This is a genomic window from Streptomyces sp. NPDC097981 (genome assembly GCF_040302565.1).
Classification (GTDB): Bacteria; Actinomycetota; Actinomycetes; order Streptomycetales; family Streptomycetaceae; genus Streptomyces.
Window position 1 is genome coordinate 77969 of record NZ_JBEORW010000026.1, and the last position, 13730, is coordinate 91698.

Sequence of the window (13730 nt, forward strand, 5' to 3'; positions counted from 1 at the left end):
GGGCGGATCACATTTCTGCTGTGGCCACTTCTGCCGTGGCCAGTCGGGAGCGGCGGATGCCGTAGCTGAAGTACACCACGAGGCCGACTGCCATCCAGCCACCGAAGACCATCCACGTGGCCACATCGAGGCTGAACATCATGTAGCCGCAGGCGAGGAAGCCCAGGATCGGCGTGATCGGGAAGAGCGCCACCTTGAAGGTGCGGGGCATGTCCGGCTTGGTGCGGCGCAGGATGATCACGGCGACGTTGACCAGACCGAAGGCGAAGAGGGTGCCGATGCTGGTGGCGTCGGCGAGCTTGCCCAGCGGGATGAAGGCCGCGAGGACGCCGCAGAAGAGGGAGACGATGACGACGTTGGCGCGGGGGGCGCCGGTCTTCTCGTCGACCTTGGCGAAGACCTTGGGGACGAGGCCGTCGCGGGACATCGCGAAGAGGATGCGGGTCTGGCCGTAGAGGACGGCGAAGACGACGGAGAAGATCGCGATCACGGCGCCGGCGGCGAGGACGACGCCCCAGACGCTGGTGCCGGTGACGTCGGTCATGATCTGGGCGAGCGCGGCCTCGGTGCCCTCGAAGTCCTGCCACGGCATGGCGCCGACGGCGACGAAGGCGACGAGCACGTACAGGACCGTGACGATGCCCAGCGAGAGCATGATCGCGCGCGGCAGGTCCTTCTTCGGGTTCTTGGCTTCCTCACCTGCGGTGGAGGCGGCGTCGAAGCCGATGTACGAGAAGAAGAGGGTGGAGGCGGCGGCGCTGATGCCGGTGACGCCGAGCGGGGCGAGCGGCGTGTAGTTGCCGGACTTGATGCCCATGACGCCGATGCCGATGAAGAGCAGCAGCGTGACGATCTTCACCGCGACCATGATCGAGTTGACCGTGGCGCTCTCCTTGGCGCCGCGCATCAGGAAGACCATCGAGAGCAGGACGACGACCAGCGCCGGCAGGTTGATGAACCCGCCCTCGCCGAGCGGCGCGGAGACCGACTCGGGGATCGTGACACCGATGGTCCCGTCGAGGAGCTCGTTGAGGTACTGGCCCCAGCCGACGGCCACGGCGGCGACGGAGACCGCGTACTCCAGGATCAGGCACCAGCCGCAGATCCAGGCTATGAGCTCGCCCATGGTGGCGTACGCGTACGAGTACGAGGAGCCCGAGACCGGCACGGATCCGGCCAGCTCCGCGTAGGAGAGGGCCGAGAAGAGCGCGGTCAGGCCCGCGATGACGAAGGAGATCGTCACGGCGGGGCCGGCCTTGGGGGCGGCGGTGCCGAGAACGACGAAGATGCCGGTGCCCAGGGTGGCACCGATGCTGATCATGGTCAGCTGCCACATGGTGAGCGAGCGGCGCAGAGTGCCGCCCTCGCCCTGGCCGCCCTCGGCGACGAGCCGCTCGACGGGCTTGCGGCGCATCAGCGGGTTCACGGGCTTGCGCGTCTCCTGGGAGAGCGGGGGTGCCTGGCCCTGGTCGAGCACGAGGGGACTCCTTTGACACTGCGGATGGGGACTGAGGCATCGACCGCAGCGGTCCGGAGCAGGACACAGACATGAGCCTGGGCATGGGGAGGACCGCCGAGCAGGCGGTCCACGCCACTCCACGTACAGCGAGTGAGCCTACGAGCTGAGAGATACCGCCCGTAATGCACCATCCTTGCACATTGCCGCACGATCGTTGCGCGGATCTGTCACCGATGGCCCTTTGTTGCGCACGGATGATCGATCAGTGCGCACGGCGCCCTGACCTCCTTCATTGACACCCCGTCAGATCTGCCGCAGCATGCCGCCGGGACGACGGCCGGATCGCACGGGTGCGCCCGCGGCGGGTGGATCCGGGCCCGCGCGGGGTACGGGTGAACGCGGTGGCACCGGGGGCTGCGGCCCCCTCCGGCCCCGACTCTCCACCTGACGATCGGAGGCCCGCAGTGAACGGCGAGAGCACCGCGACGCACTGGCTGGACCCGGAGCCGTTCCTGCGCGGTGTCGCCTGGCTGCACCAGGGACGCCCGGTCCGGGCCGACCCGGCGGACGGCATGCGGCTGCCCTGGGACACCGGCGAGCGCGCCACCCTCCCGATAGGGGTGCGCCTGGAGTTCACGGCACACGCGGCGCACGCGGTGGAGATCCGCTACCGGGCGACCGTGCCCGGCCCCACCGACGCCCTGCGCGACCTCGCACACGGCTTCGCCCTGTGGGACCGCCACGGGGTGGTCCGCGAGGTGTGGACCGAACCGGCCGAGGAAGCCGTCGTACGCATCGAACTGCCCGGCGGGCCCGGCCCGTTCACCCTCCACCCGCCGGAGGGGCAGTCCCCGCTGATCCTCGGCGTACGCGGGATCGGCGGCGCCGTGGCCCCGGCGCCGCCCGCCCCGCGCTGGGTGGTGCACGGCGACTCGATCACCGAGGGCTGGTGGTCCACCCGGCCCGCCCACGGCTGGCCCGCGGTCGTCGGCCGGGCGCTGGGCTGGGACACCGTCAACCTCGGGTACGCGGGCGCCGCGCGCGGGGAACTCGCCACCGCCGAGCAGATCGCCGGCCTCCCCGCCGACGTCCTCACCCTCGCGTTCGGCACCAACTGCTGGTCCCGCGTGCCCTTTTCGGCACCGCTGCTGTACGAGACCACGCGCGTGTTCCTCGACCTGGTCCGGCAGGGCCACCCGCGGACGCCGCTGCTGCTGGTCTCCCCCGTGCTGCGGCCCGACGCCGAGCGCACCCCCAACCGGCTCGGCGCCACCCTGGGCGCCCTGCGCGACGCGATGGAGCGGGCCGCCCGCGACCGGACCGCCGCCGGGGACGACCGCCTCGCCCTGCTGCCGGGCCGTGACCTGCTCGGTCCGGAGCACCTGGCGGACGGGCTGCACCCCAACGACGCCGGACACCAGGTCCTCGGCCTCGCTGTGGTCACGGCTCTGCGGCGCGCCGGGTTCGGTGCGGGGTGAGTGAAACAGCCCACACACATCTGCTTGAACAGATCGACCCCGACAGGGCGTGTCCTTCACACAGTTGCCGGCGCACCGGAGACGGGCGGCGGACACGGAGACACCGAACGTGGGAGAGATCAAGATGGGCATCAAGCGCGGAACCACCCTGGCCGCCGTGGCAGTCGTCGTCGCCCTCACCGCGACGGCCTGCGGCGGGGACGACACCAAGGCCGGCGCCGCGAAGCCGGCCGGGGCCGCGGCCGCGGCCCCCGCTTCCGGAGCCGGCGACTACGGCTACGGCTCGGGATCCGGTTCCGGTTCCGGTTCCGGGGCCGGCGCGGCGGACGCCGGCGGCGGCGCGGGTGCCAAGGGCGCCGGGCAGCTGGCGATCGCCCAGAACGAGCAGATCGGCTCCGTCCTCGCCGACAGCGCCGGCTTCACCCTCTACCGCTTCGACAAGGACACCGCCAAGCCGCCGAAGTCCAACTGCGACGGGGACTGCGCGAAGACCTGGCCCGCGGTCGCGGCCGGCGACGCCACCGCCGCCACGGGCATGGACGCGGCACTGCTGGGCGAAGTCGTGCGCACCGACGGCAGCAAGCAGCTGACGATCGCCGGCTGGCCGGTGTACCGCTACAGCAAGGACACCAAGGCCGGCGAGACCAACGGGCAGGGCGTCGGCGGCACCTGGTTCGCCTTCGCCCCCGACGGCAAGAAGGCCGCGAAGCAGGCCGCTGCGCCTTCGGGTGCGTCGCCCGAAGCTGCTGCACCCGACGCTGCGGCACCCGCCGGCGCGGGCCAGGCCGCGGGCGCGCTGACCGTGGCCAAGGACCCCAAGCTCGGCGAGCACATCGTGGACGGCAACGGCATGACCGTCTACCGATTCAAGAAGGACACCGCCTGGCCGATGGCCTCCAACTGCACCGGCGACTGCGTGGCCAAGTGGCCGGTCGTGCCCCCGGTGGACAAGGCCAACGCCAAGGGCATCGTCGAGAAGGGCTACTCGGTGCTCAACCGCCCCGACGGGATGAAGCAGCAGGCCATCGACTGCTGGCCCGTCTACACCTTCACCGGTGACAAGAAGGCCGGCGACATCAACGGCCAGGGTGTCGGCGGCACCTGGTACGCGGTCGCCCCCGACGGCAAGCTGATCACCACCTCCTGACCGCCTTCCGGACCGGGTTCCCGACCACCGCTTCCCCCCTCCCCCCACCTCACGAGCCGCGCGGCCCCCTGCCCCCTCCCCCCGGCAGGCGGGCCGCGCACCGTTCCGTCGCGGCGCACTCGTCCATAGACTCCACCGCATGCTGCGCGTACTGGCCGTCGACGACGAGAAGCCGCTCCTTGAGGAGCTGCTCTACCTGCTGCGGTCCGACCCCCGCGTGCTGAGCGCCGAGGGCGCCTCGGACGCCACCGAGGCACTGCGGCGGATCACCCGGGCCCTGGAGACCGGCCCGGACGGGCCCGAAGGCATCGACGTCGTCTTCCTCGACATCCACATGGCGGGGCTGACCGGCCTCGACATCGCCCGGCTGCTGGCCGGGTTCGCACAGCCGCCGCTGATCGTGTTCGTCACCGCCCACGAGGGGTTCGCCGTACAGGCCTTCGACCTCAAGGCCGTGGACTACGTACTGAAGCCGGTCCGTCCGGAGCGGCTGGCCGAGGCCGTACGGCGAGCCTGCGCCCAGCTCGGCCGGGCCGCCACGCAGCCGGGCGGGCTCGCGGGACCGGCCGGTGCGACCGTCCCGGTGCAGCGCCGTCCCGCTCCGGAGGTCATCGTCGCGGACCGCGCCCCGGACCAGATCGCCGTCGAACTGGGCGGTGTCACCCGGTTCGTGGCGATCGCCGACATCGCGTACGTCGAGGCCCAGGGCGACTACGCCCGGCTGCACACCGACGAGGGCAGCCACCTGGTCCGCATCCCGCTCTCCACGCTGGAGGAGCGCTGGGCGGCCCGCGGGTTCGTGCGCATCCACCGCCGCCACCTGGTGGCACTGGGCCGGATCGACGAACTCCGGCTGGACGCCGGCACCACCAGCGTCCGCATCGGATCGGCCGAGCTCCAGGTCAGCCGCCGCCACGCCCGCCAGCTGCGGGACCTGCTGATGCGCCAGGCGACCGGATAGCAGTGCCCCCGGCCGGCCGCGCGGCGACCGTCCGGCGTACGGGCACACCGTTCGTCGCACCGCAAGGGGCGTACGGCGCCCCACCGGTGCCGTCGGTCGCAGGGCGGGCCCCGGCGCCCGCAGCCGGCCCGGCCCGCACCTATCGTGGAGCCGCCGGTCCGGACGGAGCAGGCCGGGACGAGCAGGGGGTGCGGATGGCCGAGATCCAGGCACTGCTCGACGCGCTGGCCGTACTGCCCCGGACCCGGCCCGCCGGGCCCGCCGAGGCCGAGGTGCTGCTCGCCCGGCTGCGCAGCGCCGCGGCGCGCTGGGCCGACGTGCTGTACGAGGCCAACGAGGGGGTCCGCCGGCAGCTGCCGCCCCGCGCGGAGGCGGCGCTGACCCTGGCCTTCCGGCGCGCCGAGGACTCGTACGTGGAGCTGGAGATCGCGCTGCGGGACTGCGCCGAACACCGCGACCCCGCCCGCTGACGCCCCTTTTCGGCCGGTCGGAGCCCCCGGGATCGGCCGGGTTCACGCCTGTTGCCCGGTCGGCGGCCGTGCGTAGACTCCGGTGCCCCCTCCTCCCCCGTCCCGAAGGGCCCGGCCGTTGAACCAGGCGTACGCGCTGACCGCGGTCACCGTCGTCGTCCTGGTCACGGTGCTGGTCGGCGCGCTGGGCCTGCGGATATCGCGGACCACCTCCGACTTCTATGTCGCCTCGCGGACGGTGGGACCCCGGCTCAACGCGGCCGCGATCGGCGGGGAGTACCTTTCCGCGGCCTCCTTCCTCGGGGTGGCCGGGCTGGTCCTGCTCCAAGGGCCGGAGATGCTCTGGTACCCGCTCGGCTACACCGCCGGGTACCTGGTGCTGCTGGCGCTGGTGGCGGCCCCGCTGCGGCGCTCGGGTGCGTACACGCTGCCCGACTTCGCCGAGGCCCGGCTGGAGTCGCAGACGGTGCGCCGGGTCGCGGTGCTGTTCGTGGTCGGGGTGGGCTGGCTGTACCTGCTGCCGCAGCTCCAGGGCGCCGGCCTGACCCTGGAGATCCTGACCGGCGCCCCGCACTGGGTGGGCGGGGTGGTCGTCGCGTTCGTGGTGACCGCGGCCGTCGCGGCCGGCGGGATGCGGAGCATCACCTTCGTGCAGGCCTTCCAGTACTGGCTCAAGCTCACCGCGCTGCTGGTGCCCGCCTTCTTCCTGCTCGCGGCCTGGGCGGGGGACGGCGCGCCGCGTGCGTCCTTCGACGCCCCGGCGGTCTTCCGCGAGCACACCGCCGTCACGCTCGCCGAGGACGTCCGGCTGTCCCTGGACGCCCCTCTGACGCTGAAGGTCACCGGGCAGGTCGACGGGCGCGCCTACACCGCGGCCCCGCTGACGCTGGAGGCCGGGGAACACGCCGTACGGGCCCGGGCGCGGCTGGAGTTCGCCCCGGACACCCGGGTCCCGCAGACCCGGGCGATATCCGGGCCGGACGCCTCCCGCTGGTCGCAGCCGTTGGACGGGGGCCGCCCGGCGCTCGGCGCGTACGCGACGTACGGGCTGGTTCTGGCCACCTTCCTCGGCACCATGGGCCTGCCCCATGTCGCGGTGCGCTTCTACACGAGCCCGAACGGCCGGGACGCGCGGCGCACCACGCTGGCGGTGCTCGGGCTGCTCGGCTGCTTCTACCTGCTGCCTCCGGTGTACGGGGTGCTCGGCCGGACCTACGCCCCGGAGCTCGCCCTCACCGGGGACGCGGACGCGGCGGTGCTGGTGCTGCCGGAGCGGATGGTGGGCGGGGTGCTCGGCGACCTGCTGGGGGCACTGCTGGCCGGCGGCGCGTTCGCGGCGTTCCTGTCGACGGCTTCGGGGCTGACCATGGCGGTGGCCGGGGTGCTGCACCAGGACGTGCTGCCCGGGCGGGGAGTGCGGACGTTCCGGATCGCGGTGCTGGTGGCGATGCTGGTGCCGCTGGCCGGAAGCACGGCGCTGACCGACGTGCCGGTGGCGGACGCGGTGGGGCTGGCCTTCGCGGTGTCGGCCTCGTCCTTCTGCCCGCTGCTGGTGCTGGGCATCTGGTGGCGGGGGCTGACCCCGCCGGGTGCGGTGGCCGGGCTGGTCGTCGGGGGCGGGGCGGCGCTGGGCGCGGTGCTGGCGACCCGGGCCGGGCTGCCCCCGGCGGGCTGGGCGCACACACTGCTGGCGTGGCCGGCGGCCTGGTCGGTGCCGCTGGGATTCCTGACGATGGTGCTCGTGTCGCTGGCCACCCGGTCGCGGATCCCGGCGGGGACGGCGGCGACCCTGGCCCGGCTGCACCTCCCGGAGAGCGTGACCGGTTCCGGCACCGGGGCCCGCGCGGGCGGTACCCCGTGACCGCGGCGGTGCTCGCCGCCCTGGCGGCGGCGGGCGCGGCCCTGCTGCTGGGCCTGGGCTGGGCGGGCGGCCGCCGGCACGCCCGGCGCGGCGAACGGGCGACAGGCCCGGACCTCGGGACCCCGGTGGAGCGGGCCACCTTCCACACGCTCCACACCGCCTCGCTGGCCGCTCCCCCGCTGCGCGCCGGACTCACCGAGGACGCCGCCCGCAAGGCCGCCCGGCGGCTGCGCTCGCTGCTGGGCACGGAGGCCCTGTGCCTGACCGACCGGGAGGCCGTGCTGGCCTGGGACGGGCCGGGCGCCGACCACCACCAGCGGCGGGCGATGGCCCGCGTCGCCGTCATGCTGGACTCGGGGCGCAGCCAGAGCGTGCGGACCGGATGCACCCGGCCCGACTGCCCGCTGAAGTGGGCAGTGGTCGCCCCGCTCACCGGTGAGGACGGGGTGCTCGGCGCGCTGGTGGCCTACGGTTCGCGGGAGTCGGCGGTGCTGGTGCGGGCCGCGACGGAGGTCGCCCGCTGGGTCTCCGTGCAGCTGGAGCTCTCCGAGCTGGACCGCTCGCGGACCCGGCTGATGGAGGCGGAGATCAAGGCGCTGCGGGCGCAGATCTCCCCGCATTTCATCTTCAACTCCCTCGCCGCGATCGCCTCGTTCGTCCGCACCGACCCGGAGCGGGCCCGGGACCTGCTGCTGGAGTTCGCCGACTTCACGCGCTACTCCTTCCGGCGCCACGGCGAGTTCACCACGCTCGCCGAGGAACTGCGGTCCATCGAGCAGTACCTGGCCCTGGCCGGCGCCCGGTTCGGGGACCGGCTGAAGGTGACCCTGCAGGTGGCGCCCGAGGTGCTGCCGGTGGCACTGCCGTTCCTGTGCCTGCAGCCGCTGGTGGAGAACGCCGTCAAGCACGGACTGGAGGACTCCACCGAGGAGTGCCTGATCACGATCGCCGCCCGGGACGCGGGCGCGGAGGCCGTGATCACCATCGAGGACAACGGGATCGGCATGGATCCCGCCGTGCTGCGCCGCATCCTGGCCGGGGAGCCGGGCGGGTCCTCGTCGGGCATCGGGCTGACGAACGTGGACGAGCGGATCCGGCAGGTGTACGGGGACGCGTACGGCCCGGTGATGGAAACGGGCGTCGGCGCGGGCATGAAGATCACCCTTCGGATTCCCAAGTACCGTGCAGGCGTGCACAGTTCACCGCCCGGGGAGCAGCTTCCCCGGTACTGATCACCGCACCGGCGTGCCATCCTGACAGCGGTGCGGACCGGCCGCCGGGGACCTCCGGCGGCAGCCGGGGGGACAGTCTGGGGAGGTTCGCCGACGTGCGGGGCGGGCGCGAGCAGCAGCGTGACGAGTTGCGGAACTGGGTGCGCGGCGGTGCGCGGGGCCCCGGGGGCCGCCTGATCGTGGAGGGCGAGCCCGGCGCGGGCCGGACCGCCCATGTGCGCGAGGCCCTGGCCGAGGCGGCCGCGCTGGGCTGCCGGGTGCGCTACGGAGCCGCCGACGCCTTCACGGCGGAGCTGCCGCTGCGGGCCGCACTGGACTGCCTGCACCCCGACGGCCCCGGCCGGGCGGCCGTGGTCGCCCTGCTCCGGGAGGCCCGGGAGGCGAAGGAGCCCGGCGGGGCGTGGCTCGCGGCCATGGACCTGCTGGTGTCCGGGGTCGAGGAGTGGTGCGCGCGGCGCCCGCTGCTGCTGGTGCTGGACGACCTGCACTGGGCGGACCCGGCCAGCCTGCTGTTGTGGCGGCGCCTGGGCCGGGCGGTGGACCGGCTGCCGCTGCTGCTGGCGGCGACTCGGCGTCCGCTGCCCCGCCGGCCCGAGGTGGAGCAGCTGTGCGCCGAGCTGGGTGCGGGGCCGGGCGGGCGCACCGTCCGGCTGGAGCCGCTGACCGGGGCGGAGTCCGTGCAGGCACTGCGCGCGATGCTGGGCGCCGAGCCCGGACCGCGGCTGCGGGAGGCCGCCGCGCAGGCGGGCGGCAATCCCCGGCTGCTGCGGGAGCTGACCGCGCAGTGGTCCCGGGTCATCGAGGTCTCGGGCGGGGCCGGGGACGACGGCCGGGGCGCCGGCGCGGTCGCCGAACTGACGGTTTCCGAAGGGGAGTTGCCGGAGCCGCCCGCTTCCCTCCCGCGGGGCCTCGGCTATCTCGCGCGCTCCGCCTACACCACCCTGCGGCATGCGGCGCTGCTCGGCCCGGCCTTCGCCCCGCGCGAGCTGGCCCTCGTACGGGCCAGGCCCGTCCCGGAGGTGCTGGCCGAGCTGGAGGAGCCGCTTCTCGCCGGGCTGCTGGAGGACACCGGCGAGCGGCTGCGCTTCCGGCAGCCTGCGCTGCGCCGGGCCCTGTACGCGCAGCTGCCCCGGGCCGCCCGGGCCGCGCTGCACGAGGACGCCGCCCGGGCCCTGGCCGAGGCCGGGCACGAGCCGGCCCGTACCGCCGAACAGCTGCTGGCCGGCGGGGCGTTGAACCGGTGGGCGGTGCACTGGCTGGCGGACTCGGCGCAGTCCCTGATCGCGGCGGCGCCCGGAGCCGCCGCCGAACTGCTGGAACGGGCCGTCACCCAGGCCGACTGCGCGGACCGCGAGGTCCTGGAGGGGAGCCTCGCGGACGCCGCCCTGATGCTGCGCCGCCCCGAATCGGTGGAGCTCCTGGCCACGCTGTACGAACGGGCCCCGGATCCCGGGCACCGGGCGGAGCTCGCCTTCAAGCTGGTGTCGGCGCTGATGATCCAGGGGGACATGGGCCGTTCGCTGGCCGTCACCGAGGACGCCCTGTCCGAAGGGGTCCCCCCGCCGGCGCTCCGGCTGCGGCTGGAGGCGTGCCGGGTCCTGGCCCTGGCCGAACTGGGCTGCCCGGCGCAGGCCCACACGCTGGCCGTGCCGGTGGTGGCGGAGGCGGCCCGGCTGGGTGATCCGCTGTGCGGGGCGGAAGCCCACCACGCGATGTCCTTCGCCCTGTTCCACCTGGGCCGCGGCCGGGAGTCGCTGCGCCATGCCGCCGAGGGGATCGCCTGTGCCCGGCGCAGCCCGCAGGCCAACGACATGCGGCTGCTGCTCCTCGCCAACCAGGCGGAGGAGCAGCAGCGTTTCGACGAGCCGGAGGCCGTCGCGGCGGCGCTGCGGGAGGCGCGGGAGCTGGCGCTCTCCACGCGCTCGACGGGCCGGCTGGTGGTGACCGAGGCCCTGCTCGCCGAGTTCCACTACCGGCTCGGCGAGTGGGACGCGACGCTCGCCGGGGTGGCCCGGGCGGATGGGCTGCCGGTCTCGGACGGCTGGCTGCCGGCGCTGGTGCACGGGCTGCGGGCGCTCGTACTGGGCCACCGCGACGAGCGCGAGGCGGCACGGGCCGAGCTCGCACTGCTCCCGCCGGACGCGTTCGCGGCCCCGGCGGCCCGCCGCTACGGCGGGCACGTGCTCCTGGCCCGGGCCCTGCTGGCGGAACGCGCGGGCCGCCCGGCCGACGCGGTGCGCGAGCTGCTGCCGGCGCTGGTGGACGGACCGGACGCGGCGATGGCGTACGACCGCCCCTGGGTGCTGTCGGAGATCGTCCGCCTGGCCCTGGACCGCGGGGACACGGCCACGGCCCGGGCGGCGGTGGCGGCCTGCGGGCGGACGGCGGCGGCGCTGGCCGAGTATCCGGGCCCGGCCCTGGCGCTGCTGCGCTGCCGGGGCCTGTTCGCGCAGGACCCGCAGCTGCTGGCACAGGCCCTGGAGCGGGCGGAGCGCGGCGGCCGGCCGCTGGTGCTGGGCCACGCGTGGGAGGACCTCGCGGTGGCCCGGGCCTGGCACGGCGACCTGGCGGCGGCGCGGTCGGCGCTGACGTGTGCGGTGGCCGCGTACGAGGAACTCGGCGCCCGGTGGGACACCGCCCGGGCCGACGCCCGGCTGCGGAGCCTGGGCGTCCGGCGCGGCAGCCGCTCGGCGCGGCGGCGGCCGGCCAACGGGTGGGAGGCGCTCACACCCGCGGAGCTGAAGGTGGCCCTGCTCGTCGCCCAGGGCTGCTCGAACCCGGAGATCGCGCGTGCCCTCTTCCTGTCCGCGCGGACGGTCCAGACGCACGTGTCGCACATCCTGGCGAAACTCCAGGTCCGCTCGCGGGCGGCGGTGGCGGCTCAGGCCGCGGCGCGGCGGCCCGCGCCGGGGCCGTAGCCGGGCATGGCGTCCCGTAAGGCGCGCAGGGCGTAGTGCGTACGCGATTTGACGGTCCCTACGGGAACCCCGAGCGCTTCGGCGGCCTCGCACACCGACGAGCCGCGGAAGTAGATCTGTACGAGCACGGCGCGGTGCTCCGGGCTGAGCGATCTCAGCGCGTCGCGGACGTCGAGGACGGCGACGGCCTGTTCGGTGCGGTCGTCGGCGGTGGGCGTGTGGCTGTCCAGGGCGTCCGGTCCGACCTCGGCGGGCCGCACGCGGCGGGCGCGCCGGGCGTCGATGGCGAGGCGCCGGCCGACGGTGTAGAGCCAGGGCCGTATGGACGCGTGGTCGCTCTCCAGCGCCTCGGGGTGTTTCCAGGCGCGGAAGAGGGTCTCCTGGAGGAGGTCCTCGGCGCGGTGCCGGTCGCCGAAGGTGAGGCGGAGGAGGAAGCCGTAGAGGGCCTTGCCGTGCGCGCCGTGCAGTCGCGCGAGGGCGTGCGCGTCGGTGCGGTGGCGGAGGGTACTGGTCACGGGGTGCCCCTTCCAGATCGGATGACCCGAGCGTGACGTACCCGGCGCCCGGAGTTATCCGCCGCATGGCGTATCCGCCCGCCACCTGCGCCGACCGGTCGAACGGCACGCCGAACGGTCCCCCGGGCCCGCCCACCGCCGCGCCGGGCCGGCCCCCGCGGAAACGGCGGTGGCCCCGGGCGCGTCCGTGAAGGACGCACCCGGGGCCACCGGAAGCGGGGGCGGACTAGCTCCAGCTGGCGTGCAGCGGCTTGCCCTCGGCGTAGCCCGCCGCGGACTGGACGCCCACGACGGCCTTCTCCTCGAACTCCGCCAGGGAGCCCGCGCCCGCGTACGTACACGAGGAGCGCACGCCCGCGATGATCGAGTCGATCAGGTCCTCGACGCCCGGACGGGCCGGGTCCAGGAACATCCGCGAGGTGGAGATGCCCTCCTCGAAGAGCCCCTTGCGCGCCCGGTCGTACGCCGACTCCTCCGACGTGCGGTTCTGCACGGCGCGCGCGGACGCCATGCCGAACGACTCCTTGTAGAACCGGCCGTCGGCGGACTGCTGGAGGTCGCCCGGGGACTCGTACGTCCCGGCGAACCAGGAGCCGATCATCACGTTCGAGGCGCCGGCGGCCAGCGCCATCGCCACGTCGCGCGGGTGGCGGACACCACCGTCGGCCCACACGTGCTTGCCGTACTTCTTCGCCTCCGCCGCGCACTCCAGCACCGCGGAGAACTGCGGGCGGCCCACGCCGGTCATCATGCGGGTGGTGCACATGGCGCCGGGGCCCACACCGACCTTGATGATGTCGGCGCCGGCGTCGATGAGGTCCTTGACGCCCTCGGCGGCCACGATGTTGCCGGCCACGATCGGGACCTGCGGGTCCAGCGCGCGCACGGCCTTGATCGCGTTGATCATCGACTCCTGGTGGCCGTGGGCCGTGTCGATGACGAGCGTGTCCACGCCCGCGTCGAGCAGCTGCTTGGCCTTCTGCACGAAGTCGCCGTTGATGCCGACGGCCGCGGCGATGCGCAGCTTGCCGTTGGCGTCGGTGGCCGGGGTGTACAGGGTCGCGCGCAGCGCGCCCTTGCGGGTGAGGAGGCCGACGAGCTTGCCGTCCTTGTCGACGGCCGGGGCCAGCTTGCGGTGGCCGGCGTCGAGCTGGTTGAACGCCTCGCGCGGGTCGATGTCGGCGTCGATGAGCAGGAGCTCCTTCGACATGACCTCGGAGAGCTGGGTGAAGCGGTCCACGCCGGTCAGGTCGTGGTCGGTGACGACACCGACCGGGCGGCCGTCGGCGTCGACGACGACACCGGCGCCGTGGGCCCGCTTGGGCAGCAGGGACAGGGCATCGGCGACGGTCTGGGTGGGCGCCAGCGTGATCGGGGTGTCGAGCACGAGGTGGCGGGTCTTCACCCAGGAGATGACGTCGGTGACGACCTCGATCGGGATGTCCTGCGGGATGACCACGACGCCGCCCCGGCGGGCGACCGTCTCGGCCATGCGGCGGCCCGCGATGGCGGTCATGTTCGCCACGACGAGCGGAATGGTGGTGCCGGTGCCGTCGGGCGAGGAGAGGTCCACTCCCTGGCGGGAACCGACCGCGGAGCGGCTCGGCACCATGAACACATCGTCGTACGTCAGGTCGTACGGCGGCTTCTGGTCATTGAGGAAACGCACGTGCTGAACATCCCAGTCGA

At 74.3% G+C, this 13730-nt stretch carries 10 protein-coding genes; 7 read left to right on the forward strand and 3 right to left on the reverse strand.

The features are described 5' to 3' along the window. Window positions 1-7: 7 nt before the first annotated feature. The gene (locus ABTY04_RS24515; protein ID WP_352215522.1) at window positions 8-1477 is read right to left on the reverse strand and encodes an amino acid permease; all 1470 of its coding nucleotides are present in this window, start codon (window positions 1475-1477) and stop codon (window positions 8-10) included. Window positions 1478-1923: 446 nt separating this feature from the next. On the opposite strand from ABTY04_RS24515, the gene ABTY04_RS24520 reads away from it, so the two are divergent. From ABTY04_RS24520 to ABTY04_RS24550, 7 genes are all read left to right on the forward strand, one after another. Further along, window positions 1924-2937 carry a GDSL-type esterase/lipase family protein gene (locus tag ABTY04_RS24520; RefSeq protein ID WP_352215523.1) on the forward strand — a complete coding sequence of 338 codons (1014 nt, stop codon included), beginning with the start codon at window positions 1924-1926 and terminating at the stop codon, window positions 2935-2937. Window positions 2938-3061: 124 nt separating this feature from the next. Continuing rightward, window positions 3062-4084 carry an SCO0930 family lipoprotein gene (locus ABTY04_RS24525; RefSeq protein ID WP_502996711.1) on the forward strand — a complete coding sequence of 341 codons (1023 nt, stop codon included), beginning with the start codon at window positions 3062-3064 and terminating at the stop codon, window positions 4082-4084. Window positions 4085-4223: 139 nt separating this feature from the next. Then, window positions 4224-5045 carry a LytR/AlgR family response regulator transcription factor gene (locus ABTY04_RS24530; protein WP_352215525.1) on the forward strand — a complete coding sequence of 274 codons (822 nt, stop codon included), beginning with the start codon at window positions 4224-4226 and terminating at the stop codon, window positions 5043-5045. 194 nt (window positions 5046-5239) lie between these two features. Continuing rightward, window positions 5240-5515: a hypothetical protein gene (locus ABTY04_RS24535; protein ID WP_352215526.1), complete on the forward strand. Its 276-nt coding sequence runs from the start codon at window positions 5240-5242 to the stop codon at window positions 5513-5515. A gap of 118 nt (window positions 5516-5633) precedes the next feature. Then, on the forward strand, window positions 5634-7376 hold the full coding sequence (locus tag ABTY04_RS24540) for a sodium/solute symporter (RefSeq protein WP_352215527.1): 1743 nt from the start codon (window positions 5634-5636) through the stop codon (window positions 7374-7376). Then, window positions 7373-8608 carry a histidine kinase gene (locus ABTY04_RS24545; protein WP_352215528.1) on the forward strand — a complete coding sequence of 412 codons (1236 nt, stop codon included), beginning with the start codon at window positions 7373-7375 and terminating at the stop codon, window positions 8606-8608. Before ABTY04_RS24540 ends, ABTY04_RS24545 begins: the two co-directional genes overlap by 4 nt. 95 nt (window positions 8609-8703) lie before the next feature. Continuing rightward, window positions 8704-11526 carry a LuxR C-terminal-related transcriptional regulator gene (locus ABTY04_RS24550; RefSeq protein WP_352215529.1) on the forward strand — a complete coding sequence of 941 codons (2823 nt, stop codon included), beginning with the start codon at window positions 8704-8706 and terminating at the stop codon, window positions 11524-11526. Here ABTY04_RS24550 and ABTY04_RS24555 read toward each other — a convergent pair. Then, window positions 11490-12041 (reverse strand): sigma-70 family RNA polymerase sigma factor, encoded by a 552-nt coding sequence (locus ABTY04_RS24555; protein WP_352215530.1) that lies wholly within the window; start codon window positions 12039-12041, stop codon window positions 11490-11492. The two genes, ABTY04_RS24550 and ABTY04_RS24555, sit on opposite strands and share 37 nt — an antisense overlap. Window positions 12042-12267: 226 nt before the next feature. Further along, complete coding sequence (locus ABTY04_RS24560) at window positions 12268-13710, reverse strand: GuaB1 family IMP dehydrogenase-related protein (RefSeq protein ID WP_352215531.1); 1443 nt, start codon at window positions 13708-13710, stop codon at window positions 12268-12270. Between the last annotated feature and the right edge of the window lie 20 nt (window positions 13711-13730).